The sequence below is a fragment of the Komagataeibacter sp. FNDCF1 genome (assembly GCF_021295335.1).
Classification (GTDB): Bacteria; Pseudomonadota; Alphaproteobacteria; order Acetobacterales; family Acetobacteraceae; genus Komagataeibacter.
Genome location: NZ_JAIWOT010000001.1, coordinates 455,985 through 481,454 on the forward strand (window position 1 = coordinate 455,985; position 25,470 = coordinate 481,454).

At 60.8% G+C, this 25,470-nt stretch carries 23 protein-coding genes; 11 read left to right on the forward strand and 12 right to left on the reverse strand.

From position 1 onward, the window contains the following. The first annotated feature begins 296 nt into the window (after positions 1-296). The 3 genes from LDL32_RS02135 to LDL32_RS02145 are packed head-to-tail and all read left to right on the forward strand — an operon-like array spanning position 297 to position 2,836. A complete protein-coding gene (locus LDL32_RS02135) occupies positions 297-1,901 on the forward strand; it encodes a flavin monoamine oxidase family protein (protein WP_233064219.1) in 1,605 nt (534 codons plus the stop codon). Further along, positions 1,901-2,323, forward strand: coding sequence for a cytochrome c (locus LDL32_RS02140; RefSeq protein ID WP_233064220.1), 423 nt, complete (start codon positions 1,901-1,903; stop codon positions 2,321-2,323). Before LDL32_RS02135 ends, LDL32_RS02140 begins: the two co-directional genes overlap by 1 nt. A gap of 3 nt (positions 2,324-2,326) precedes the next feature. Further along, on the forward strand, positions 2,327-2,836 hold the full coding sequence (locus tag LDL32_RS02145; protein ID WP_233064221.1) for a RidA family protein: 510 nt from the start codon (positions 2,327-2,329) through the stop codon (positions 2,834-2,836). Between the two features lie 72 nt (positions 2,837-2,908). Here LDL32_RS02145 and LDL32_RS02150 read toward each other — a convergent pair whose 3' ends face one another. The 9 genes from LDL32_RS02150 to LDL32_RS02190 form a co-directional block, all read right to left on the reverse strand. Next, the gene (locus LDL32_RS02150; RefSeq protein WP_233064222.1) at positions 2,909-3,367 is read right to left on the reverse strand and encodes a cytochrome c; all 459 of its coding nucleotides are present in this window, start codon (positions 3,365-3,367) and stop codon (positions 2,909-2,911) included. 432 nt (positions 3,368-3,799) lie between these two features. Then, positions 3,800-4,075, reverse strand: a complete 276-nt coding sequence (locus tag LDL32_RS02155; RefSeq protein ID WP_233064224.1) for a hypothetical protein — start codon at positions 4,073-4,075, stop codon at positions 3,800-3,802. A gap of 138 nt (positions 4,076-4,213) precedes the next feature. Continuing rightward, entirely contained in the window at positions 4,214-4,573 is a 360-nt protein-coding gene (locus tag LDL32_RS02160; protein ID WP_233064225.1) for a hypothetical protein, read from the reverse strand. Positions 4,574-4,639: 66 nt separating this feature from the next. Beyond that, on the reverse strand, positions 4,640-6,607 hold the full coding sequence (locus LDL32_RS02165; RefSeq protein ID WP_408887028.1) for an FUSC family protein: 1,968 nt from the start codon (positions 6,605-6,607) through the stop codon (positions 4,640-4,642). Positions 6,608-6,831: 224 nt separating this feature from the next. Further along, positions 6,832-8,346: a carbohydrate porin gene (locus LDL32_RS02170; RefSeq protein WP_233068643.1), complete on the reverse strand. Its 1,515-nt coding sequence runs from the start codon at positions 8,344-8,346 to the stop codon at positions 6,832-6,834. Positions 8,347-9,079: 733 nt separating this feature from the next. Continuing rightward, the gene (locus LDL32_RS02175) at positions 9,080-9,466 is read right to left on the reverse strand and encodes an ectoine synthase (RefSeq protein WP_233064229.1); all 387 of its coding nucleotides are present in this window, start codon (positions 9,464-9,466) and stop codon (positions 9,080-9,082) included. A 21-nt stretch (positions 9,467-9,487) separates the two neighbouring features. Continuing rightward, positions 9,488-10,843 (reverse strand): amidase, encoded by a 1,356-nt coding sequence (locus tag LDL32_RS02180; RefSeq protein WP_233064231.1) that lies wholly within the window; start codon positions 10,841-10,843, stop codon positions 9,488-9,490. A gap of 3 nt (positions 10,844-10,846) precedes the next feature. Further along, positions 10,847-11,500 (reverse strand): GntR family transcriptional regulator, encoded by a 654-nt coding sequence (locus LDL32_RS02185; RefSeq protein ID WP_233064233.1) that lies wholly within the window; start codon positions 11,498-11,500, stop codon positions 10,847-10,849. A 286-nt stretch (positions 11,501-11,786) separates the two neighbouring features. Next, positions 11,787-12,305, reverse strand: coding sequence for a hypothetical protein (locus LDL32_RS02190; RefSeq protein WP_233064235.1), 519 nt, complete (start codon positions 12,303-12,305; stop codon positions 11,787-11,789). 182 nt (positions 12,306-12,487) lie between these two features. On the opposite strand from LDL32_RS02190, the gene LDL32_RS02195 reads away from it, so the two are divergent. The 5 genes from LDL32_RS02195 (at position 12,488) to LDL32_RS02215 (ending at position 17,597) form a co-directional block, all read left to right on the forward strand. After that, complete coding sequence (locus LDL32_RS02195) at positions 12,488-13,015, forward strand: iron transporter (protein WP_370636623.1); 528 nt, start codon at positions 12,488-12,490, stop codon at positions 13,013-13,015. A gap of 24 nt (positions 13,016-13,039) precedes the next feature. Then, complete coding sequence (locus LDL32_RS02200) at positions 13,040-14,173, forward strand: ABC transporter substrate-binding protein (RefSeq protein ID WP_370636736.1); 1,134 nt, start codon at positions 13,040-13,042, stop codon at positions 14,171-14,173. A gap of 37 nt (positions 14,174-14,210) precedes the next feature. Then, positions 14,211-15,269, forward strand: coding sequence for an iron ABC transporter permease (locus tag LDL32_RS02205; protein WP_233068646.1), 1,059 nt, complete (start codon positions 14,211-14,213; stop codon positions 15,267-15,269). Between the two features lie 12 nt (positions 15,270-15,281). After that, a complete protein-coding gene (locus LDL32_RS02210) occupies positions 15,282-16,061 on the forward strand; it encodes an ABC transporter ATP-binding protein (protein WP_233064239.1) in 780 nt (259 codons plus the stop codon). Between the two features lie 1,023 nt (positions 16,062-17,084). Continuing rightward, the gene (locus LDL32_RS02215) at positions 17,085-17,597 is read left to right on the forward strand and encodes a MucR family transcriptional regulator (protein ID WP_233064241.1); all 513 of its coding nucleotides are present in this window, start codon (positions 17,085-17,087) and stop codon (positions 17,595-17,597) included. Between the two features lie 517 nt (positions 17,598-18,114). On the opposite strand, the gene LDL32_RS02220 is transcribed toward LDL32_RS02215, so the two are convergent. Continuing rightward, positions 18,115-20,112: a M1 family metallopeptidase gene (locus LDL32_RS02220; protein WP_370636624.1), complete on the reverse strand. Its 1,998-nt coding sequence runs from the start codon at positions 20,110-20,112 to the stop codon at positions 18,115-18,117. Between the two features lie 93 nt (positions 20,113-20,205). Next, positions 20,206-20,991 (reverse strand): sulfite exporter TauE/SafE family protein, encoded by a 786-nt coding sequence (locus LDL32_RS02225; protein WP_233064243.1) that lies wholly within the window; start codon positions 20,989-20,991, stop codon positions 20,206-20,208. A 583-nt stretch (positions 20,992-21,574) separates the two neighbouring features. Here LDL32_RS02225 and LDL32_RS02230 point away from each other — a divergent pair. Both LDL32_RS02230 and LDL32_RS02235 read left to right on the forward strand, forming a co-directional pair. Next, positions 21,575-22,756 carry a cytochrome-c peroxidase gene (locus LDL32_RS02230; protein WP_370636737.1) on the forward strand — a complete coding sequence of 394 codons (1,182 nt, stop codon included), beginning with the start codon at positions 21,575-21,577 and terminating at the stop codon, positions 22,754-22,756. 171 nt (positions 22,757-22,927) lie between these two features. Continuing rightward, positions 22,928-23,155, forward strand: coding sequence for a hypothetical protein (locus LDL32_RS02235; protein WP_233064247.1), 228 nt, complete (start codon positions 22,928-22,930; stop codon positions 23,153-23,155). A 41-nt stretch (positions 23,156-23,196) separates the two neighbouring features. Here the strand turns inward: LDL32_RS02235 and LDL32_RS02240 are convergent, their stop codons facing one another. Beyond that, positions 23,197-23,748 (reverse strand): thioredoxin family protein, encoded by a 552-nt coding sequence (locus LDL32_RS02240; RefSeq protein WP_233064249.1) that lies wholly within the window; start codon positions 23,746-23,748, stop codon positions 23,197-23,199. Positions 23,749-24,149: 401 nt separating this feature from the next. On the opposite strand from LDL32_RS02240, the gene LDL32_RS02245 reads away from it, so the two are divergent. After that, positions 24,150-25,436 carry an Hsp70 family protein gene (locus LDL32_RS02245; RefSeq protein WP_233064251.1) on the forward strand — a complete coding sequence of 429 codons (1,287 nt, stop codon included), beginning with the start codon at positions 24,150-24,152 and terminating at the stop codon, positions 25,434-25,436. Positions 25,437-25,470: the final 34 nt, after the last annotated feature.

Sequence of the window (25,470 nt, forward strand, 5' to 3'; positions counted from 1 at the left end):
AGGCACGGTTTGCCCTGCACTGGCGGCCATGATCTGGTATGCTTCACGCTATATTTTTTTTACGGTAGGGGTAGAAGTAAAAGACATATTCATCTGAATAAATAGTATTTAATAAAGTAAAATAAATGCAGCGCATTGAATAAGTAATTACAAAACCTGACATATGTAAAATACAAACTGTTGCATAAAAACAACAATACCGTGAACCGATATGAATTATCGGGCGCGGATATGGTTAAGCGCGCAATCGCTGTTAAGGTAGGCACCTGTTTTCGTTGATTGCTTGGGGTCCATTGATGACAGACGCTCATCCGCGCACAGCGCCCACGCGCAGGCAGCTTCTGGCCCGTATCGGCATGCTGGCCGGTAGCACCGCCCTGTATCAGGCCATGACGTCCATGGGCCATGCGCGGGGTACTGATTTTGCGGGACCGCCCGTCCTGTCCGGTGCGAAGCCGGGCACCCGCGTGCTGGTGCTTGGCGCGGGGCTGGCGGGCATGCTGTCCGCCCATGAACTGCGCCGGGCAGGCTATCATGTGCAGGTGCTGGAGTTCCAGAACCGCAGCGGCGGCCGCAATATCAGCCTGCGCGGCGGGGACACGGTAACCGAACTGGGCGGGGCGACGCAGAAGGTGGGCTTCGCGCCGGGCAATTACATCAATCCCGGCCCGTGGCGCATTCCCTACCACCATCAGGGCCTGTTGCATTACTGCCGCGAATTCGGGGTGGAACTGGAGCCGTTTGTCGAACTCAATCACAACTCATGGCTGCATTCGTCTGCCGCGTTTGATGGCAGGCCGGTACGGTATCGTGAGTTTTCGGCCGATTTCAACGGGTTCACGGCGGAACTGCTGGCCAAGGCGGTCGACCAGCACAGGCTGGATGATGTCGTGCCCGCCGATGAGCGCGAACACCTGCGTCGCGCCATGCAGGAATGGGGCAGCCTGGATACGGACCTGTCCTACCGCACGGGCGGCCTGAGCGCCGAGGCAAGGGGATATGACAGGCCGCCCGGTGGCGGCCCCGATGGTGCCCCCACGCCATCGGCACTGTTCGCGCGCAAGGACGTGCTGCGCTCCGGCCTGTGGACATGGATGGCCTTTCACGAACGGATGGACATGCAGACAACCATGTTCCAGCCTGTGGGCGGCATGGACATGATTGGCAGGGGATTCAACCGGCAGGTGCATGACCTGATCACCCTGAACTGCAAGGTCACGGCCATCAGTCAGGATGACCGGGGCGTGCGCGTGACCTATGATGACATGGCCCATGGCGGCGCGGTGCGGCAGGCACAGGCCGACTACTGTGTGTGCACCATCCCGCTGCCTGTCCTCTCGCAGCTTGACGTGCAGGTCAGCGCCCCGCTCAGGGCTGCGATCATGGCGGTGCCCTATGCGTCCTCCGTCAAGCTGGGGCTGGAGTTCAGGCGCCGCTTCTGGGAGGAGGACGAACAGATCTATGGTGGCATCAGCTTTACCGACCAGCCGATCAGCCAGATCTCCTATCCCAGCCATGGCTATTTTTCCCGGGGGCCAGGGGTCCTGCTGGGGGGCTACATGTTTGGCCCCGCCGCCTACGATTTTGCCGGGATGACGCCTGCCGAACGGCTGGAGCATGCGCTGGCGCAGGGTGAAGTGCTTCACCCCCGGCAGTATCGGAAGGAATTCTCCAACGGGGTCAGTTTTGCCTGGAGCCGGGTGCCCTGGACCATGGGCTGCTGCTCCATGTGGAGCGAACAGGCCCGCAAGACCCATTACAAGGCCCTGTGCGCCATGGATAACAGGATCGTTCTGGCGGGTGAACACGCATCCTATGTAGGCTGCTGGCAGGAAGGGGCGATCCTGTCCGCCCTTGATGCCGTGACACGGTTGCACAGGCGTGCGCAGGGGGCTGGCTGATGCGCGGGATCTTTTCCGGATGCGCCCTTGCGGCGCTGTCCCTGCTTGCATGGCATGCTCCGGCGCGGGCGGATAGCGCCAGCGCCTTTTCCAGCAAGGTCCAGCCCCTTGTCGGGGGGGAGGATGTGTACCGCCATGTCTGCCAGGGCTGCCATATGCCCGATGGCAGGGGCGCCATGGGAGCGGGCGCGCAGTTCCCCGCCCTTGCCGGTAACGCGAAGCTGCAGGCCAGCGCCTACCCGGTCTATGTCATCATGAACGGATTTGGCGGCATGCCATGGTTTGCAGGCGTGCTGGATGATACGCAGATCGCGAATGTCGTGAATTACGTCCGCACCCATTTCGGCAATCACTACACGGATGCCGTGACCCCGGCCGATGTGGCGGTCCAGCGTCCCCCCGTCATACCACAGGAGCAGTAAGACATGTCCGCACCGAGAAAGATCCTTGCCGTCGCCGCCATCATGACCGGCATGGCGGGCACGCTGCCCGCCAGTGCCGATTCGGGCATCGTGCGCCATGCGGAAGGCAAATTCCCCATCGCTTCGGCCATCGAGGTACCGGCAGGTGCCTCGACCATCTATCTCAGCGGCATGGGTGCGCCGGTACGCGACAAAAAAGCCGATCCCCACAGCATGGCTGCCTATGGCGACACACAGGCCCAGACCCAGGCCGCCCTGGAGCGTATCCAGGATGCGCTGAAGAAACTGGGGCTGGGCATGGGCGACGTGGTGCAGATGCATATCTACATGGTTGACGACCCGGCGCTGGGCAAACTCGACTTTGACGGCATGATGAAGGCCTATACCCGGTTCTATGGCACTACCGCGCAGCCCGACCTGCCGGTCCGCTCCGCATTCGGGGTTGCGCGCCTGGCCAATCCCGGCTGGCTGGTGGAAATAGAAGTCACGGCCGTCCGTCCCGCCGCCCAGTAATCCGCCACTCAGGCCGGGGCGGCAACCGAAAAGGGGAGCATGTCGCCCCCCTCTTTTACGGCTTTGCGCCGGTCAGGGCAGCGGATGCTGCGCATCGAGCGTCTTGCGCTTTTCCAGCACGGCGGTGGGTGTAAGCGAGGCTGCCCGCATTGTGGTGATATCGGCTGCGGTGAAAAGTGTTGCGTCCGGTCCTGCGGGCAGGCCCGCCACATGGTTCAGTATCGCCGCAATCTGGTCGTCAGGCAGTGTCTTGAAGGACGGCATGAACCCGGCATAGCTGTTGCCCTGGGCCGTGATTGACCCCATAAGGCCATTCAGGGCCACGGCAGCCACGTACTGCTTCCCTTCCGGCGTTGCGGCAATCCTGCCAATGCGTTCGGCCAGCGGTGGAAACTGCCCCGGCAGGCCCTGCGCACCGGTCTGGTGGCACATGCTGCAGTTTGACTGGTACAGCGCCGCGCCATCTGCGGCAAGGGCTTGTCCCGCAGGCAGGGACAGGCAGAACAGGACAGCAAGCAGTCTGTTATTCATAAGTATTTTCCAATTATACATGTCCCGTCCGGCAAGACGGGAAGACCGTCGATCATTTCCCATATGGTCTATCATGAAGACCATCCCGGCCCTATATGCCGTCTCCCGGCCCGGATTGAAAAGTGACGTTTCCTGACAGGTCCAGTCAACCGTTTGTCCGTGGTGACATGCAGGCGTGGCGACCCGTCCCTGCCGGACAGGCGATCATGAGCGCACCGGCGTATTGTGCGGCATTCCATCGGAACCGTATGCGCGGGGCAAAAAAAAGCGTCCCGCCGGGAAGCGGGACGCCGAGTTTAGGGATTGGGAGACGTTGTGGTGTCACGAGGTCCACATCCGATTAACTCCACTGATGGATAATAGTTTTATTAAAAATGGATTAATCTGGAAAAATATTACGGCTTGCGGGTTTCCCCACGTCATTCCACGGCATCAGACGCCGTGCGACATCACGTAATGCCGGGCAAATGGCAGCATGACCCCGATGCTCAGCAACCCCAGCATGATGGTCATCCCCGTAAAGGTGACCACGTGATGCGGATAATCTTCGGTATACAGCAGACCACAGACCCAGAATATCACGGCCTCGACCGCCAGGCCGATCCCGATGGCGGGCTGGTGGAAAAAGGGCCCGGCATACCACCATGCAATGGCGCACAGCATGATGAGAACGGTGCTGGAGCGGATCAGGAAAAGGAGTGCACGCATGTCAGATTCGGATTGGCAGGGCACGGAGAAGGCGTGCGTATCGGCAGTTCTCCGCGGCGCGCATGCCGTTTCCGCCCGGATGGGTCCGTCAGCACGCAACCCGTGGGTACCCATGGCGCACCCACGGATTGTGGCATATCAGTTTGCGGTAGCAGGCGTAGCGGCGGCGGGTGCGGCCGGGGTATCGGTCGTCATCTTGCCCGGCGTGGTGGAATGTTCGACATCATAGGCGGTTGCCTTCTGGATGTAGGTCCCCTTGGAGCCGGGATGTTCCTGATCATACAGGGCGGCCTTCGCCTTGGCTTCCTTGCGGTATTCATGGCGCTTGTACATGCCGGTCACGCAGCCTGCGGCCGCGCCCAGCACACTGTGATTGCCAGCCACATGACCACCCACGGCGCCCACGGCACCATATTTCAGGCAGCCACCGGGTTCGGCACTGGCCGCTGTCGCACATGTGATGGAGGCCACGGCTGCCAGCAGGGCTATCTTACGCATTTGGTCGTCCTTGTCTGAAAAATAAAGAAGTCAGGATTTCAGCAATATCTGATCCGACATACTTTGTCACCTTCCGCCCGGTGCGGCTTCCGTCTTTTCATTCAGGCTGGCTGCTATAATGCGCAGGCAGGCAATGACTTCGCCCAACCGCGCGTGATCCGCCCCCGGAGCGTTATGGGCCTGTTCATGGCTGGCCCATGCCAGCACATGCGCCACCGTGGGCGTAGTCTGGCCTTTCTGCCAGCGTGCAAGGAACAGGGCCACGACCCGCTGCGTGCGGGGCGGCAGATGCCCGTCACGCAGCAGGTCGCGCAGGCGGATGATGTATATGCCCACCGTCATGTCCGAAATCTGTTCCGTAAGGCAGGTGCTGAGTGCCTGTGGTGACAGGGCCGTGGCATGAAAGAGAATGCGCACAAGGCTTGCCGCACAGGCTGACAGCCACGCCGGCGCATCCGTCCGGGCCTGGAAGCGGGCCAGGTTACGCAGTCTCTGGCCAATCCATGCCGTCGTGCGGCGGATATGCACGTCCAGCCGGAAGGGAATGACCAGCCGGTAGGTCAGCAGGACAAAAACGATACTGCCCAGAAACGCCAGGGTATTATTGAGAAACGCAACCTCATCATACCGCCCCATGTTCATCGGCCCGATCAGGACCGGCAGGAACATGTTGAAGGAAAAGGCGTATCCCGCCAGTTCCGGCCTGCGTGCCGCAAGCCCGCCCACCGTCATGGGAACGGCCAGCGCCACAAGCAGCAGTTCGGGCGCGGTAATGGCCGGTATGACCCATAATGCCAGTACGGCGGCGGTGGCGGCACACCACAGTCCCCCTTTCAGGAACGGCGTGGTGGCGACCAGCGGGTTCTCACGCGTCGCCATCAGTCCGTAAATGAGCGCAACGAACGAGATGAAGGCCGGTCCATGCTGCCAGGCCGTGATTTCCCACGCCCACCATGCTCCCATGATGGCGGCGGCGGAGCGGATACCGTTGTTTACGGCTTCACGCACATGGCGGCGCGATGTCAGGCTGAAGCGGAACCTATCGCCATGCGGGGCGGTGGCGCAGGCCGCCATTTCGTGCGCCACAAGCGTCGCTTCGGCCAGCAGGGCCGTTGTGATTGGCTGCCACGCGGTCTCGCCCGGTGGTCCGGACCGGGAGGCGGGTGCGCTCCGTTCAAGCCAGGCTGCGAGCCTGCGTTCGGGCGCCGGGCCATCAAGCGGGGGTGGCGCCTGCATGCGCGGATGAAGAATCTGCAGTGCGCGGGCATGTGCCAGCATGACCAGCATGCCCGCCAGCGCCCGGCGTGCGTGATCGCCTACATGGTTGCGTGGCCCCAGTTCAAGTGCGCTGAATTCGATCTGTCCGCTGAAAGTCACGATCTGCCTGAGCAGCGTGCCGGTCAGCGCCTGCTGTTCTGGCCCGGCCGGCGTGCACAACTGGCTGGCAATGGTGGCGCATGTGGCGTGGAATGTTTCTGCCAGCCGCCCCAGCAGCAGCGCGCGCGCATGTTCCACGATGCGCGGCATGAACAGCACGGCCAGAACCGCTTCGCACAGAACGCCCAGTATGATGTAGCTGGTACGGGCAACGCTTACGGCAAAGACATCATCAGGCTGGGAAATGGCGCCCGTGGCGATGATGGCGGACGTAAAACCCGTCAGGACAAGCCCGTAAGCCCGGTACTGGTCCAGCAGGGTCGCCAGTGCGCAGCACAGCCCGATCCAGAGTGACAGGGAGAAGAAAAACAGGCCAGGCGCCTGTGGAAACGCCGCCATGAGCGTAATGGCGGCAACGCTGCCGACAAGTGTGCCCACGATCCGCCACCGTGCCTTGGACAGGCTTTCCCCGCGTGAGGACTGGGCGACGACCCATACCGTAAGCGGTGCCCATTGCGGACTGTCCAGTTCCATCCACATCGCGATCAGGAGCGAAATGATGGCGGCAAACGCCGTGCGGACCGCGAATGCCAGGTCGGGCAGGGACGGCGCGTAGATCCATGAAAACCGTCTGGCCTGACGCGACAGGCTGGCCATGGGGCGTCCGGACAGGGGAAATGCCGCGCTCTGTCCCCCCATATCTTTCCTGCCCCTGCATCATGTCCGGTAACCATCGGCCCGGCGGGCCGGGACGTGCGCGGACCATGGCGGCAGAACGGGAAAGGGGTCCAATCGTTTTTTATGATCTCTTGATAAATGGCCTTTATGATGGCCGTATGGCAGCCCCACCCGTCGTGTCGCGTGGGACGGGAGCATCCGGTCTAGAATGTTATGTTGCTGTGCAGTCCGAATACCGCCTCGTTCCCCGTGCGGCGCCAGGGATATGACGGGTCGCTGCCACCCCCGGCGGGATGCCAGACGTACTGGAAGTCAGGCTGCATCACCATCCATGGCGTGACCTGCGCCTGATAGGTCAGTTCCAGATGGTTCTCGTTGCCCTGCACCAGTGACCCGCTGGTGCGGTCGTACGCGCGCTGGCCCGAACTGGCGCGGCCGATGCCCCAGCCCAGGCCGATGGTGTCGTTGTCGCGGCCGCGGAACGGGGCCTTCAGGTTCAGGCCCGCGTCAATGGCGAAGCTGATCATGTTGCGGTCGCCGCTGTTGCCGGTGGCGCGCGCGAACACGCCTAGCGAGCGGGCGGAGGTAAGCGAGGGACGCCAGATCATCTGGTCGATGATGCCGTAGACCATCCAGTTGCCCCGGTCCCAGCGCGGGGTGCCGCCACTGGCGCCGAGCGACTGGCCCAGCGTGTTGTAGCGGTAATCGGGAAATCTGGCAGTGTCGTAGTAGCCACCCAGCTTGTACACGCCCGGCAGGCCGGGATTTTTTGTGACGTTGGACATATCATCGGGCTGGGGATTGAGCGCGTATTGCAGTTCGGTGATCAGCAGCGCGCCGGTGCCCATGTTGAACCGGGTGCCGCTGCCATCATTGGTGGTCTGGTTGGTGGGATCGACCGGGTTGCCGCCCTGGATGCCAAAGGAGTTGGAGCGGTTGCCCGGCGGGTTGTCATCGGCGGCGGCGAACATGAAGGTGAATTTCTCGCTCGGGCGGTAGCGGATGCGCACGGCGGGCGAGGACAGCGGCCAGGACGGGCCGCCCCCATACAGGTTGACCGATGGCGCCATGGGCCAGCCGAAATTGGCATTGAGGTAGAGCGCCCCGTAATCGCTGATCAGGAATTCGGTATCAAGGTCCTGCTGGCCGATCTTCACGTCCAGTTTCCCCCCGAGGAAGGACTGCTGGTACCACAGTTCGAACAGGCGGGTGGAGCGGTCGGCCTCGAACCCGCTTACGGGGTTGAAGTTGTTCAGGTGATCCTGCGAGATGGAGCGCCCGCGCGTCTGCAGCGCGCTGACATTGAACAGCCCGCCCTTCAGGCCGAAGAGCTTTTCGAGATCGACGGTCAGTGTCGGCATTGTCACGCCATCATAGGCGGGGCCGGTGCCTGATCCCTGTCCATCGCCATTGGTGCTGGGGGTGCCGCCGGTGGCGTTGCCCCACAGTTCATCCACTTCCTGAATGTCGAAGCTGATGCCGTGCCTGTACAGCCACGGCCGGGCCCCACCCATGTCGCCCAGCAGGTTGCCGCTGGTGTCCAGCTTGTCACTGCCAGCTGCCTTTTCCTCTGCATCGGCCTGTGCGCGTTCTGAATCACGCACTGTTGCAGGATCGATTTCCTGGATCAGCGGCGTGGAATTGCCAAGGCGGGCACGGTCTTCCTCGATCTGTGTGGGTGTCTGGGCAAAACCGGCAGCGGGAAGGGCGAGCCCCATGCACAGGATGCACGACCCGGCGCGCAGGCGCTGATGCATGGTCATGCGCGATGCGGGAAGCATGCAAACGAACAGGCCGGATCCCGTCAGCGTGTGTTTTGTGAGCAGGGAATGGGTCATCGGGGCCACCAGTGCGAGCAATTAAAAGTAATAATCATTCTTAATTGCACCGGGGCTGAATGCCCGTCAATCATCCGGTCCATGCATATATTGCTACCCAGACATAATGTTGCCGTATGTTTCAACGACGGGCGTAACGCTGTTTATTAAGAATTTTAGAAATATGATTCTGCAATGCGCAGGGAGAGAGCGCCCGTCGTTCCCCACCCGGGGGGCCGATGATTGCAACAGCGCATGAGGGCGAAAGGCTGCCCCGACCCGACAGGCGGATGTGGTCAGCGATGTACGCGGACAGAAACCCTGCTCCACGCCCGGTTTTTGCAAAAGCTATCCAGGATGATCCGGATAACCACTGAATATCCAATGGCCCCGACGGGCAGGATGGCGCGGCACGTCCGGGGTTTTACGTCACGCCATTACCCGCTTCGTTTTCTGCCGGTGCAGGGTGGGTCACGGGCGTTTCATGTTCCCATTCCCGCATCGGCTCGATCAGGCGGATGGCCTTTTGTCCTGTGTGATTCCGGCCATGTGGCATGCCGCCATACCTGCCACATTCCGGGTCTTAATTACGCCTGCATATGCGTCGGAAACGCATTCAGGCGCATTTCAGGTCTCATTCAACAGGCGCGTAGCTGCCATCTTTGCGGTGTACCTCGTTCCCCGCGAGCGGCGGCGTGAATACACAGACCAGCAGCAGGTCGCTGCCTGTCGCGCGCAGGATATGCGGATCATTCTTGTTCAGTGCATAGATGGTGCCGGGACGGATGGGAAAGACCTTGCCGGTCTGCACGTCTTCCACTTCCCCTTCGCCTGAAATGCAGTAATTGGTTTCGAAGTGATTTTTGTAGTGCAGGTGCAATTCCGCACCCTTCTTGACGCGTGTTTCATGTACCGAATGACCCATGCCGTCATCACGCACGATCATGCGGCGGCTTTCCCAGCCCGGTCCCGAGGCATCACGTGCCGTGCCCGCGATTTCACTGGATGTGACAACTATCATGATTTTCTTCCTGTTCTGTTTTTACACTGGTTGATGCAGGGTGGCCGCCAGTGGTTCCAGCACGCTGGCCATGGCCAGGAGTGCATTGTCCGCACCCCGTCTTCCCGTCAGCATCAGGCCGACGGGAAATTTGCCAACCGGCAGTGAAATGCTTGGCAGATCAAGACGGTTGGCAAACTCGGTCAGGGAAAACGCATGCCGGTTGAGCGTGAGATAGGTCGCTTCATCCCGCAGGTCCACCACCTCTGGCGGCCAGAGCGGCACGGTGGGCAGGAGAAAACCGTCATACCCCGCTATTTCCCGGTCAAACCTGTCGCGGCAGGCGGACAGGGCGCGTAATGCCTTCATGTAATGACAGGCGGGATTGTCCCGTCCGTTCATCAGGCGTGTGGCCACGACCGGATCATACCGGTCGAAATCCGTTGCCAGATGGTCATGGTGAAGGGCATAGGCCTCCGTGCCAATGATCCGGCCCTCGGCCGCGATGCGCGCGCTGTCCGCGAGGCTGGTCAGCGGGACTTCCTCAATCGTGATTCCCACTCGCGTCATGGCGGTGACGCAGGCATTGAACAGGTCGCGTATGCCATCATCCACCCCCATGTCAGGCAGGCTGGCCGGAACCGCGAGACGGATGGCTGCCGGGTGGGGCAGGCTATCCATTACGCTGCCGGTAATGGCATGATCTGCCCTGCGGCATACCGCAACGGAAGTAGTGATCAGGCCCGGCACGTCAAAGCTGGTGGAAAGCCAGTGCATGCCATCCGTGCTGTAACGCCCCCGGCCGGGCTTGAAGCCGACCACACCGCAGAAGGCCGCAGGAATGCGCGCCGAACCGCTGGTGTCGGAACATATGGCCAGATCGCAATACCCCCGCGCCACCCCGACGGCCGCCCCCGAACTGGACCCGCCCGCAATCCTTGCCCCGGTCGGGTCAAGCGGGGTGCGTGGCGTGCCGAAATGCGTATTGACGCCCAGGGCGCCATAGGCAAACTCCGTCATGTTGGTCTGGGCCAGGAGCGTGGCGCCCGCCATGCGCAGCGTGTGGACAAGGGCGGCACTGCGTGTGGCTGGTGGTGTGTCCTGCAATACCTGTGAACCGCAACTGCTGACCCATCCATCGGTATCGAAACAGGCCTTGACCGTCATGATCAGGCCGGTAAGGGGCGGAAGCGCGCTGCCCGCCCGGGCCATCGCCTGCCAGTAGCCCAGTTCCGCGCGGGCGGCTTCATATCGTTCATTGAGGAATATGGCCTGGCCGGTCCAGTCCTGCGCGGCATGGTCGGCCATGGCCCGGTCAAACCCGGCAAGCCGGTCCCGCCATGTGTCTGGTCCGGGACTGTTGTGGCGCGCAATGGGGGGGACGGGTTGCGTATCCATTTTCTAGCCTTGGATCAGTGTGGTCAGCAGGACTTCGGCATCCAGCAGGTAGGCCAGAAGATGGTCGGCCGCGGCTTCGTACTGCCCGTCGGTAATCAGGTGATAAATCCGGATTTCACGTTTCACCCACGGTTCATGGAATGCCTGTTCGTTGCCAGTTGCGAAAATCAGGCGCAGCCGGGTCACCAGCAGCGCGAACATCTGGTCGAAAAACGGACTGTCATGCAGGGAGACGATGGCTTGGTGAAAGCGCAGGCTATGACGGGCGACCTGCGGCCACGCCCCGCCTTGCACGGCCTCTTCCATGTCACGGATGACCGCATGCAGGCCGTCCAGATGGATGGCGGAGACGGTGGTGCGGTTCCTGAGCGCGCCGGTCTCCACAACCCGGCGCACGACAAAGATGTCGTGGATATCCGCCCGCGTCAGTTTCCTGACGCGTACGCTCCTGTTCGGTTCATGTGAAACGAGACCCTGCTGGCGCAGCAGGTGCATGGCTTCACGCAGGGTATTGCGCGATACGCCGTGGGCGGCGGTCAGTTCCGCTTCGATCAGGCTTGCGCCGCTTGCCAGGCGGCCCGTCAGGATATCGTCCCGCATGGCATTCGCAACGCGCAGGAAGGCTGGTTCACGGTAGCTGTCGGCAGGCTGGCGCATGGAATGGACCGTTATCTTGCCCGGGGTTTGAAGATATCTAAACAGGATATGGACCGACCGTCATGCCGGGCCATCACACGGATCGGTCTAGAGGCATTTTTCTGTTCAACGAAATTGTTGAACAATCGAGCCTAGCATCCGGATAAAATTATTGTCAAATCATTATGAATGACGGAGTGGACGCCAGCAGACGCGCAGGCCGCCGCTTTCTTCCGGCTGCTGCCAGGCGGGACGCGTGGCACCACGGGCATCGCGGTATCCATGGCGTTTCCCGACGGGGTGGGGCCTAGCGCAGGAAGACCTTCGGCACGCCTTCACTGTTGAGACAGGAGGCCACCATCACACCAGTCCACAGGCATAGTGAGAGACTGGCCCCGATCTGGCCGCGCAGGGTAGGGCTGGCGTGACCCCGGAGTACCGGCAGGTAGACCGTGCGGTGGCACCACCAGGCATTGAGCATGGCCAGCATGATCAGCAGCAGTTTGGGTGTAAGATAGGCCCGGCTTCCGATATGTACCGGATCATAGAAGAACAGTACGACACCCGTGACCATGGCGATGGCGAAGCTGACATGCAGCGGCCGCACCATGAGCTGTGCCGCCGGTGCAAGCCTGCCCGTCATCCGGCGGTTGAGCATGCCAATATCAAACAGCATGTCCATACCGAAAAACAGGGCCATGCTCATGATATGCACAATGCGGATCAGGTAATGCACCGGCTGCAGCCAGAAATGCAGCATCCGGCTGTCCAGCGCGACAAGAACCTCATAAGGCAGCCGCATAAAGGCAAGAGGGTGGCTGATCATGGCGGGCGGTCTCCGTTACATCGGAGAGGGCATACCATCTGTTGACAATGATAACAATTATCATTATCAGATTTGACGAAATCAGCCGGTAAGGGACCTGTCGTCAGGTCATGATGTTACTATAAATCATAAATAAAACATATGCACTGACCTTCGCGCATAGAAATATGGAAACATTCAACATGAATAAAAAGCACATCATACTGGCGTTTCTTGCAGCGGCCCTGCCTGCGGGCGCTACCGTGGCGCAGGCGCGCGAATACCCCATTGGCGGCCCTGTTCAGGCCCATGACATGGAAATTGCATCCAGTTACCTGACGGGCATCATGGTTTCCCCCATGCCTGCGGGCATGATGGACAATACAAGGCCCGATACCATTCACCTTGAAACCGATGTCCATGCGACAGCGGACAATGTGTGGGGTTATCCCGATGGCGCATGGGTGCCCTATCTCGATATCGGCTATGCGCTGACGAAGGATGGCACATCATGGAAGGCGGAAGGCAGGATGCACTTCATGACCGCCAAGGACGGCCCCCATTACGCCGATAACGTGCAGATGGATGGCCCCGGCCGCTATACGGTCGTGCTGACCTATTCCTCACCCGAGCAGAACGGCTTCCTGCACCATGTGGACAAGGAAACCGGCACGCCGGGCTTCTGGCAGCCCTTTACCGAGAAGTTCAACTTTGCCTATCCGCAGAAATGATTTTCCAGCACGGAGCCTGACATGATGGGACGGATACCGGGCGGCTGGCGTACCCTGCTGTGCGGCATTGTCGTAGCGACGGGACTGACCGGCGGCCATGCCGCGCGGGCTGAAACCGTAACCGACCTTGCGGGCAGGACGGTGGAGATTCCCGCCGGTGTCCATCGCATAATACTGGGGGAAGGGCGGCTCATCTACGCCCTTGCCCCGCTGGAAAAGGACCATCTGTTCGACCGGGTCGTGGGCTGGCAGGGGGAGTTCCGCAGCGCCGATACCCAGAGTTATGATCAATACGTGGCAACCTTTCCGAAGGCGGCCGATGTCGCCCTGATCGGCAGGACCACGGCGGATACGGTCAGCCCCGAGCGTGTGCTCGACCTGCATCCCGATCTTGCGATCCTGACGGTATCGGGCCACGGGCCGGGGGCCGCGAGCGAACTGGTCTCGCAGCTTGAAAGCGCGCATGTGCCGGTCGTATTTGTCGATTTTCGTGCGGACCCGCTGCGCGATACCGTAAAGTCCATGCAGATACTGGGTACCGTCCTGCACCGTGAGGCCGAAGCGGCGGACTATCTTGCTTTCTACCAGTCACATCTCAAGCGCGTAACCGACAGGATCGCGTCGCTGCCCGTAACGCAGCGCCCCACGGTGTTCATCGAAATGCTGGCCGCCATGCGCGAAAGCTGCTGCCATACGGCGGGCAGGGGCAATATGGGCGCCTTCATCGAGGCCGCTGGCGGTCGCAATATCGCAGCCCCGCTGCTGCCGGGCTATATTGGCGATATCGACCTGGAAAAAGTGATTTCCGCCGACCCGGATGTATATGTTGCCGATGGCACCAAGGGGCCGAAGGCCAGTGGTCCGGGCGTACGCATGGGGGCGGAGGTAACGCCCGCGCTTGCGCGCACGTCGCTGCTGCACGTGATGGAGCGGCCTGGCATCTCCTCGCTGCGTGCCGTGACCGATGGCCATGCGTTTGGCATCTGGCATTCGTTCTATGATTCACCGTACAATATCCTCGCGGTCGAGGTGATGGCCAAATGGTTCCACCCCGACCTGTTCGGGGATGTGGATCCTGAAGCAACCCGGGAGGAACTCCATGCCCGCTTCTTGCCTGTCAGGCAGGAAGGGACGTTCTGGATCGGTGCGCGGCCGTAATGACAGCGCGCTGGCAGGAAATCCTTCGGGTATCAGCATGACGGGACTGTCCGATTACGCCCGGCAGGTGCGCGGTGGCTACCATGCGCTGCTGCGGCGCAGGCTGGGTATTCTTGCGGTTATTGCCGGATGTATCGCGGCATCGGTGATGCTGGATTTCTCACTGGGGCCATCGGGGCTATCGCCCGGGGCGCTGGTGCGGACAGTGCTGCACCCCCATCATGTTCCGGCAGGGCAGAGGGTGATTGTCTGGCAGATCAGGCTGCCCTGTTCGCTCATGGCGGTGTGCGTGGGCGCTGCACTGGGGCTGGCGGGTGCGGAAATGCAGACCGTGCTGGCCAACCCGCTTGCCAGTCCGTTCACGCTCGGGGTGTCGGCGGCGGCGGCCTTTGGCGCCTCTCTGGCCATCATCCTGCAATGGCGGCTGCCGGGCGTGCCGGATGCATGGGTGGTCTCGGCAGATGCATTTGTATTTGCCATCGGTTCGGTCCTGCTGCTCGACATGGTATCACGCAGGCGCAATGCGGGGACGGGCACCGTCGTGCTGTTCGGCATTGCGCTGGTCTTCGCGTTCCATGCGCTGGTGTCCCTGCTGCAGTTCGTGGCGAATGAGGACGCGCTGCAGGATCTTGTATTCTGGACCATGGGCAGCCTGACCCGGGCGACCTGGCCGAAGCTGGGCCTGCTGGCGGCGGCGTGCGTGGTGGTTGCGCCGCTTTCGTTGCGTGCCGCATGGAAGCTGACGGTCTTGCGCATGGGGGAAGAACGGGCCGCGAGCCTGGGCGTGGATGTACCCCGCGTGCGGCGGGGCGCGCTGCTGCGGGTGAGCATCCTCTCGGTCCTTGCCGTCTCCTTTGTCGGCACCATTGGCTTTGTGGGGCTGGTGGCGCCCCATATTGCCCGGCGCCTGCTGGGGGAGGACCATCGTTTCTACCTTCCCGGCAGCATGCTGGTGGGGGCGCTGGTCATGTCATTTTCCTCGATCGCGGCACGGAACCTGCTGCCCGGCGTGATCATTCCGACTGGAATCGTGACCGCGCTGGTGGGTATTCCGTTCTTTCTGGCCATTGTATTGCGCAGGCAGGGCCTATCCTGATGACCGGCCTGCATGCCGAACATGCATGCCGAACATGTAAGCGTGCGCTACGGCAGGCGTACTGTCCTGGACAATCTGGATGTCGGTCCGTTTCCCGCGGGGCGGGTCTCCGCGCTGCTGGGGCCGAATGGCAGCGGCAAGTCCACGCTGCTGCGTGCCATGGCGGGTCTTGGGGCAGCCACGGGGCGCGTGATGCTGGGGAGCGATGAACTGTCGCGCCTGCCGCATGCACAGCGCACGCAACGCTGCATCTACCTGCCGCAGGCGCTGCCCGCCATGGTGCACCTGCAGGTGCTGGAATCCCTGCTGGCCGCGCAGCATGCCACCGGCACGATGCCGGAGATAACCGCAGGGGACGAAATTGATGCCGCACTCCATATGCTGGACATATTCGGCATTGCCGATCTGGCCATGCGGTATATGGATGAACTGTCTGGCGGGCAGCGACAGCTAATGGGGCTGGCGCAGGCGCTGGGCCGTCACCCTGATGTATTGCTGCTTGATGAACCGCTCAGCGCACTGGACCTGCATCACCAGTTCGCGGTGATGGACATCCTGCGGCATGAGACCGCGCGGCGCAATATCGTGACGGTCATGGTACTGCATGACCTGAACATCGCCGTGCGACTGACGGATTATGACGTTATCCTGCGCGACGGCCGGATTATTGCCGCCGGTGCGCCACGCGATGTCATTACGCCTGACACGTTGCGCCAGACCTATGATATTTCCGCCCGGGTGGAAGCATGCAGTCATGGGCTGCCATATGTCATGGTGGATGGCCTGAACTGAGATCCGTGCATACCCGTGCGGAAGGGGTACCCGTGTCCCTCAAGCTACCATGCGGTCATCCGGCACATCGTTCCATGCCGGGCGCGCGTTCATGTGTGGACAGGGCAGGCGGATTGGGGCCTGCCCCGTTTTCCGTCGGGCAGGGACGGTAGTATTATCATCCTGCAGTTATGACAGGACGCGGTCATGCCAACATGGCGTCCGCACGCGTTGCTGGCGCAGATGGACACCCGGCGGCCTGGGCTGGTCCATGCCAGTATTGGTACATGCCATTCCTTTGCTGTATTCGCGCGTGTGGCCTGATGTAACATGGGGGCAGGTATGTGAAGGACGTATTGGTTATACCTCTTCCGGCATGGATATGCAGCGCCATCATGACGCCATCGGGGATGGGTCTATATACATAAAAATATGGACGAATGTATTGAACAGGCTGGATACCCCCAAATAATGGCGGCCTGCGTGTCACAGGATTGTTATTCCGTGGGAAGCCGCAGAGAATGTCGGCGCCCGTCCTGATAAAAGATCGGTACGGGAAGCGGGTTTATCTGCCCTGTGTGGAATAGTTTTGATATGGGGAACCTGCGCTTAAATAAACCGTATATTTTATATTTGATGCAGGCGTTTTTTCGTTTCCCCGTCCATGGTCCGGATGCTGGAGATGCCTTCGGGCAGATGCCATATTTTACCTGGGTCATTTCTGGATTAATGAAGATTCATTAATAATATTCAGTAAAATCAAAAGCCATCCCCGTCATTGTTCAGTGATTGTAAACGAAAAATTGCATATAAGAAGAAAGTGCGTTAACCAGAGCAGGATACTGGCGCGTGAACTGGCAGGTCATGCAACTCAAGCACGGTTCTGTGCAACCTATGTTAGAGAAAGATGCGCAGGTTCCTGTAATCGGGGTGGCATAAAAATACGGGCAAAATGCTTTATTGTGGTTGCATAATAGACGTATGATTATTACTCATAGGGAAGATGCGTCCCATAATGGCAATCGACTGAGGAAAGAACCGAAATTGGATAATAAAGATATTCCGCATACCGAACTGGTCTCCATGACGACGGAGATCGTCGCCGCGCATGCCAATCATAATACCGTTGCAATCGACCAGATCCCGCTTCTTGTCGAGACAGTCTATGCTTCGCTCAAGGGACTTGGTGCTGAAAAAGTGGTTGAGCCCGCGCCGCTCCAACCCGCCGTGCCGATCAAGAAATCCGTATTCCCCGATTACGTGATCTGCCTTGAAGACGGCAAGAAACTGAAGATGCTCAAGCGTCATCTTCAGACCGCCTATGGCATGACGCCGGAGCAGTATCGTGAAAAATGGGGCCTGCCCGCCAACTATCCCATGACGGCGCCGAACTATGCCGCGCATCGTTCCTCGCTGGCGCAGAAGATTGGCCTGGGCCGCAAGGTCGTTACCGCCCCGGAACCCGAAGTGGTGGAAGAGCCGCCTGCAGCAACCGAAAAGCCCGCACGCAAGACCCGTGCACGCCGCAAGAAGAACAGCCCCGAACTGGACGTGTAATCAATCGTCCCGACGACCCAAAACCCCGATCTGGCAACAGATCGGGGTTTTTTTATTCTGTAACGGATACACCAGTCCCGACATGGTCACGGTTCTTCATGCGGCGGAAAGGTGAAAGTAATTGATGACTGTTATGCCTTGCCGTGCATGACCGGACCTGCGGGTCATATCGCCACTTCGTGCCGGTTCGGCATGTATTGCCTGTCATACTTCTTATGCAGGAAATGCGTTTATGACCGTATCGTTTCAGGAATGATGCGGGACAAGGAATGCAGCCTTGCTTCCCGTGCGGGCATTTACGGATGATGTAAAAGCGGGCGACGCCTGTCTGTTAGATAATGTAAGCAGAAGCCGGTCACGCCATGTAACAGGTCCTGCCGTGCCAGATATGCGCCGCCCACGGATCGTGATACGACATGTGTCGTGCGATGATGGCAGCCAGCCCCGTCATGCCGGACGGCTGGCCTGCACCATTGATCGCACGGTTATCTGATGTCCGTGTCCTGTTCCTGCGGTATCAGGGCATGGTCCTGCTGTTATCGGTCCGGTCGGGTTCGGGCAGGGCATGATCCGGGTCCAGCGTGGCCTTGCGCACTGCGGCCCCCCCGGGAAAATCTATAGTAATATGGTCCGTAAGGTGCCAGCTTTCCGTGGGGATGACCTGCTCTGCATGCGTGCCATCCACATAGTCGAGACGCAGCAGGACCGGCAGCATGAGCCGCCCCTTGCTCCGCACGCCGACCTGCGTGCCCTGACGGGGGTCGTTACGGGTATAGGACAGGTCGGTCAGGGCATAATCAGGCCACCAGTTCTCGAAATACCAGCCGCGCCAGAACCAGCCCAGGTCCTCGCCCGCTTCGCTGTCCATGAAGCGGAAGAAATCCGACGGGGCGGGATGGCGAAAGGCCCAGACCTGTATATAGCGCCGGAATGCCGCATCGAACCGGTCGGGACCAAGTATCTGCTCGCGCAATAACATGAGCCCGTAAGCACTTTTGAAATAGGAAACGGAATGGCGGTATTTTTCCGACACCAGTTCCGATGGTGTCATCAGTGTCGGGGCCTGTGGGTCGGTCAGGACCGGTATGATGTCGTCCGCGGGCCTGCCGGTCTGTGGCGCGAATTCGGGATCCTTCTTCGGGGCATATTCACCGTTATTGAAATGCTGGGAAGCATAGGCATCAATGAAGGTATTGAAACCTTCATCCATGAACGCATTGCGTCGCTCGTTGCTGCCCACGATCATGGGAAACCAGTCATGCCCCAGTTCATGGGTGGTAATCCAGAACAGCATGGCGTCACGGTCCTGCCAGCCATCAAAGACAATGCCCGGATATTCCATGCCCGCGCCGTGGCCACCCACATTGATCGCATCCGGCCATGGATAGCCATACCACTGGCGGGAGAAATATTCGATTGCATGCTTCACGTATTCGGTCGACCGGTTCCATGCCTGCGGACCCACCCCCTCACGCGGGTAGACAGACATGGCCAGACGCGGCGCGGGCGGCATGCCGGGTGCGGGGCTGAGCGCGGGCAGGTCCATGCGCGCCGCATCCCACATGAAGGCGGGCGAGGCGGCAAAGGACACATCCCGCGTGTTTTCCATACGGAAATGCCACGTCTTTTCCCCACTTCGCGCGATGTGGCTGGTGGGGTCCGTCACATCCTGCGCGGTGCGGATCAGTACTGTCGTGTCGCTATGCGCCGCCTGCGCCAGGCGGGCCCGCTCGGTCGGGGTCAGGACTTCAGCGGGATTGAGCAGCGCGCCCGAACCGGCTACTGTGAAGTTCCATGGAACGGTAACCGTGTAGTCAAAATCCCCATAATCCAGATAGAACTCCTGTCCCAGATAGGGCAGCGTATCCCACCCCCTGCGAACGTCATATACGCTCATGCGCGGGTACCACTGCGCGACTTCATAAATGTCCCCGTCCCGGGTCGGGCTGACAGCAGTGCGGCCGCCCCACGGGCCGGGAATGGTGTGGTGCCAGCGGATGTGCAACTGAACCTTCTGCCCATGGGGCAGGGGGTTACCGGGCAGGGCAAGCTGCATGCGGGTATCGACGATGCGGGGCTGCAGGACGGTTTCATGCCCGTTGCGGATCAGGGTGACCTGCTCGATCACCGCGCCATCGGTGGTATGGGCATGGCGTTCGGGGTTGGCAAAGCTGGCGCGGGACCGGGGGCGGTAGATGTTCTGGTCGAGCTGGAGCCAGAGTTCATCCAGGCTGTCGGGGCTGTTATTGGCATAGGTAACCGTTTCGTCACCAGCCAGTACATGGGTGCCGGGGTCGATGCGGGCATGGATCGTGTAGTCCGCCCGGTTCTGCCAGTAATCCGGCCCGGGCATGCCAGAGCCGGAAACATAGCGGCTGGGTGCGTCGGGCAGCTGCACCGTATCGAATACCTGCCGCATGTCGATCGAACCGGCCTGCGGGCTATCCCCTGGCGCCGCATGGGCTACATTGCAGCCAGTCAGGCACAGGATGGTGACCAGTTTTCGATATGACATTCAGGCATCTCCGCTTGTTTGCGGGCCTGATACAGAACTGTCGGGCACCGCATGTAAAGCATAAATACCCGCTATGAAGGCGCGTGATCGTATTCAGATCACCTTCAGGCCCACGGTTACGAGGATGGCGGCCAGTACGACGCGCTGCACCCGGTCCGGCACGATCCCCACGCATAGGCTGCCCAGTATGATACCGGGAATGGAGCCGCACAGCAGCGAGACCAGCAGGTTCATGTCGATATCGCCAATCCACCAGTGACCCATGCCCGCAATGGCGGTCAATGGCACGGCATGGGCGATGTCGGACCCGACCAGCCGGCGGATTTCAAGACCGGGATACAGAAAGACCAGCGCGGCCATGCCGATTGCCCCGGCGCCCACGGATGACAGCGTAACCATGACCCCCAGAACGGCCCCCAGCAGCGTGGTCAGATGCCCGGTCGTGGTGGCGGAAAGGCGACCCGCCTTCTGCCGGGAGAGTGCCTGCAGACGATGGCGGAACAGCACGCTTGGCGCCGTGATGAGCAGGGCAATGCCAAGGGCCACCGATATGACATGCGTCACCTGCACGGACGGGCTGCCGGCCCGGTGCAGGATTGCGATTGTCATTACGGTAGCGGGTATGCTGCCCAGGGCAAGCCGCCCCACCACACGCCATTCCACCGACTGGCTGCGGCCATGGACCAGCGTGCCCACGGTCTTGGTCAGCGCCGCGTAAAGCAGGTCCGTTCCGACCGCAGCCTGCGGGTGGATCCGGAACAGCAGGATCAGCAGCGGGGTCATGAGCGAGCCCCCGCCCACGCCGGTCATGCCGACAAGGAAACCGACACCAAGGCCGGACAGGACATAAAGCAGGTTGATCGATTCTGGCAGGGACATGGGAGTGGGATCTCATGGTTCGGAAAACAGATGGACGGACCCGGCCATCAGGCCGCTGCCGGTGGATGTTCGATCCGGATCGAGCTATATCAAAATTGCACAAAAACAAAAGTATTTTATTTTGCGTAATGTTCGCAATTTATGTGGATTACGATATGGGTCTGGCTTTGTCGTTGATATAATTCCGGATTATTTAATCATAAAATATGTAAAATACAAAATGCAGACACGGCAGGCGCGTGAATGACACCATGCCGCCATGCATTTTTCAGATGATGGATCCATATGACGCTGCAGCAAGGGCCTGGCATTCCTGCAGGCGCCCGCATCTCCCGCATTGCGTCGGCCAGCACGATTATCCCCGCACCATGAGGTCAGTGCCGACGGGGCATATCGGCCCGAATGAACGGCCTCCTGTTACGATGGAATGGTTTTTTGACCCGGCTGTGGGGGTATCGTAACGTGACCTGCCATGCGGTATGGTGGAATACCCAGGTCGTGGAGCGTGGTGCGGGTGTCTCTCCTGTCATGTCGAATCATCGTGAGCCTGCCTGCCTGCCTGCTGGCGGTGGTGGCCGGGCTCATGCTGCTTGTACCGATGCAGGGACATGCGGGTGAGGGGATTGTGCTGTCACGGCAACAGGCACGGGCGCGGGCGGCGGCGCTGGACACGCTGGGACGGGACCTTTTTCATGACCCGCGTCTTTCGGCATCGGGGCGGATGGCCTGTGCGTCGTGCCATGCGGATGGCCACGGCTTTGCCCAGGCCAACGGGCTGTCCGTGCAGCCGGGCGGTCATCGGGCGGTACCATCGCTGAAATACCTGCAGGATGCGCCCCAGTTTACCGAACATTTCCATGATTCCGACGAGGAAGCCGATGAAAGCATCGATAACGGCCCCACTGGTGGCCTGACATGGGACGGACGGGCCGACACCGCCCAGGCCCAGGCACGCATTCCCCTGCTGTCCCCCTACGAGATGGCGAACACCAGCCCCGCGGACGTTGTCCGTCATGCGCTGGCGGCAGGATATGGTCCCCGGCTTGATGCACTTGCATACGCATCACCCGATGTGGATGCGCGCTTTGCCCTGATTGCCGAAGCTCTTGCGACCTACCAGCAGGAGGAACGGCTCTTTTACCCCTATAGCAGCAAATACGATGCGGTGCTGGCGGGCAGGGCGCAGCTCACCCCGCGTGAGGCACGTGGCCTGCGCCTGTTTGAGCAGGCAGACAAAGGCAATTGCGCGTCCTGCCATATCAGCAGGCCGGGCCATGACGGCACGCCCCCGCAATTTACCGATTATGGCCTGATCGCACTCGGGGTGCCCCGCAATCAGCAGATCATCCTGAACCGTGATCCCGCCTATTTTGACATGGGCCTGTGCGGTCCCGACCGCACGGACCTGACCGGGCATGGGGAATATTGCGGGCTGTTCCGTACCCCTTCACTCCGTAATGTGGCGACGCGGCGGGTGTTCTTTCATAACGGGGTGATCCACTCCCTGCGCCAGGCCGTGGCATTCTATGCGTTGCGTGATATCCGGCCGCAGATGTGGTATCCCACCGGGACGGATGGCGCGGTACGCATTTATGATGACCTGCCCGCCCGCTACCACGCTAACATCAACATAGATCCGCCTTTTGGCCCCCGGCCAGGAAACCGGCCCGCCCTGTCGAACGATGAGATCGATGCCATTGTCGTCTTCCTGCATACCCTGACGGACGGGTATCATGCGCAGCAGGACGGCAGGCGCCATGGCTGATGCGGGAAGAGCCGTTGAACCGGGATGACTGCCAGGCAGTTCCGCGGGTTCCGGGCGCGGATCATGCATGGCTTTGCGGACCGCGGCATGACGGTTATGCCACAGGGTCTGGATTTCATCGGGTCAGGCCGATAGTGTGAAAAACCGATGGTTCTGGGAGAAGGCGGCGTAATGCTACAGATAATCCGGCAGATCAACGAAGGCCGCACGCTGCTGATGAATGCTGGCGTGTTCCTGTGCGTTGTCGCCATGCTCGGGCTGGCAAATCTGTTCTGCCGTTTCGTGCTGCATGCCGACCTGTCCTACCTCATGCCGTGGCTGCTGGGCGGGGCGGTACTCTATGTGTTCGGACCGCCGCTCGTACTCTGGCTGCTGACAGGCAGGTCATCGAGGCTGTGAAGATGCGGTATGTAACATCTGTCGTGTCCCTACCGGCAGGACTACGAATGCTGCGCCCATTCATTTAACTGGTCGACCACGGCCTGCCCGGACAGGGTGCGGGCATTGCCCAGTACAAGCGCCTTGTCCCTGTTCACAAGCTGTCCGGTGGGCGTCAGTACTAGTACGGCCGGGATGGCGCTGACGGTTACGCCATATGTCCTGGCAATATCCGCGTTGCTGTTGAAGCGTTCACCTTCAGCCGTCGGTATTTCTGCCGCTGCTGCGCGATCAACATTGATGGTGACGACAACAAAATGCTGCTGTACCCATGCGGCCACGGCAGGCTGCGCCAGTACGCCCGCCAGGATACGGCAGTCGGGGCACCAGTTGGCGCCAAAATCCAGCAGCACGTTGCGCCCGGTCTGGCGTGCCTGCCGGAATGCGGCATCAACCGATTGCCGCGCCCCCGTTGCCGGACCATAGGGATGGGAAACCGGCACAATGGGACCCGGACCAAAAGCGGGGGCTGGGGCAGCCTGTGCCACGGGCGCGGCGTACCCCAGCGCAAGGCACAGGGCCGCCATCAAACCCGTCTTGTGAAGTGAATTCATGGATATCTCTCCCGCATGGTTCTGATTTGCGGCTGGAGGGCAGAAACATTTCCTGTAGCGGGCACTGATCCATCCGGTCCGGGCGGATCAGGCCGTGTGCCAGATTACCCATGTGGTGCCATAAAATCATCATGAAAAAATGTAGTATATTAAAATAATCATAAAAAAATGTTTTTTGATGCCATCTTTCCACAGGCCCGTGCGGTGGGCGGCTCCTGGCCGGTTTATGGTTTCGTGCGGTATGGTAATGGCGGGCCGGGCTTCTGCGCTTCATCTGTTCTGGCTACTTTGTGACAGGACGGGACGGCTGTCACGCGCCGGATTTCCCTCTCACCGTGGGTCAGTTCAAAAATATCGGCCCGCAGATGGACAGGGCGCGGATGCAGGATTATTGAAGCGCAATGTCTTCTGTCCCATCCCCCCGTACCGTGCGGCTCGGCATGGATTTTGGCACGACCAACACCGTTGTGGTCCTGCTGGATGCGCAGGGCAGGCCGCATCCCGTGCATTTTTCCTTTCCCCATCATGCCGTGTCGGAAACCTGCCGTACCCTTCTGTGCCTGTGGCAGGAGGAAGAGCGGGTCGGCCGCCCGGTCATGCATGAGGCGATCGGAGCGGCGGCGATTGACGCCTATCTGGAAGATCCGGCGGAAAGTCGGCTGATCATGTCCATGAAGTCGTATCTGGCGCAGGCATCCTTTCGCCAGACACGGCTGCTGGGTCAGGTCATGACGCTGGAAATGCTGGTCGCCCGCTTCCTGTCCTGTCTCATGCGTACGCTCCAAATCGATCCGGCCACCGTTACGGCAACAGTGGGCCGCCCCGTGCATTTCGCGGGGGAAGGGGCCGATGATGCCTTTGGGGAGCAGCGCCTGCGCGACGGATTTCTGGCGGCGGGGTTTGGCGAGATCAATGTCGCACTGGAACCCGAGGCCGCGGGCTGGCACTTTGCCCAGCGGCTGGATGCGCCCGCCACGGTGCTTGTGGGTGACTTTGGCGGCGGCACGAGCGACTTTTCCATCCTGCGCTTTGATCCCGCCGCACCGCGCAGGGCCGAACCGCTGGGCCATGCCGGCGTGGGTATTGCGGGGGACCAGTTCGACTACCGCATCATCGACCGGGTCATCGCGCCGGCACTAGGGCGTAACAGCACGTACCGGGTCATGGGGGGGCAGCCGCTGCCGGTCCCGGCCGAATGGTATGCAAGCCTTGGCCGCTGGCATCGGCTGGCGCTCATGCGCACACCACAGACACTGCGCGACATGGCAGATGTAGCCCGTACCGCTTCCGAACCGGAAAAGCTGCATGCGTTCATGAACATCATCGATGAACAGCAGGGGCAGGCGCTTTACCGTGCCGTGGGGGCGGCAAAGCGCGAACTGTCCACCGCCGGGCGCACCGTGCTGAATTACGTGCACCGTGACGTGCATATTCACCGCGAGATTACCCGCGCGGAATTCGAAAGCTGGATCGCCCCCGACCTGCAACGCTTTGATGATGCAGTAGGGATGGCACTGGAACGTGCCAGCCTGCCTGCCAGCGCGATTGACCGCGTGTTCCTGACGGGCGGCACATCTTTTGTGCCCGCCGTACGCAACCTGTTCGACCGGCGCTTCGGTGGCGATCGGGTCGATACGGGCAACGAATTCGTATCGGTGGCCGAAGAGCTGGCCCTGATGAACGGTTAGGGCGGCCGGGCTGCGGGCAGCGCGTTCCAGGCAT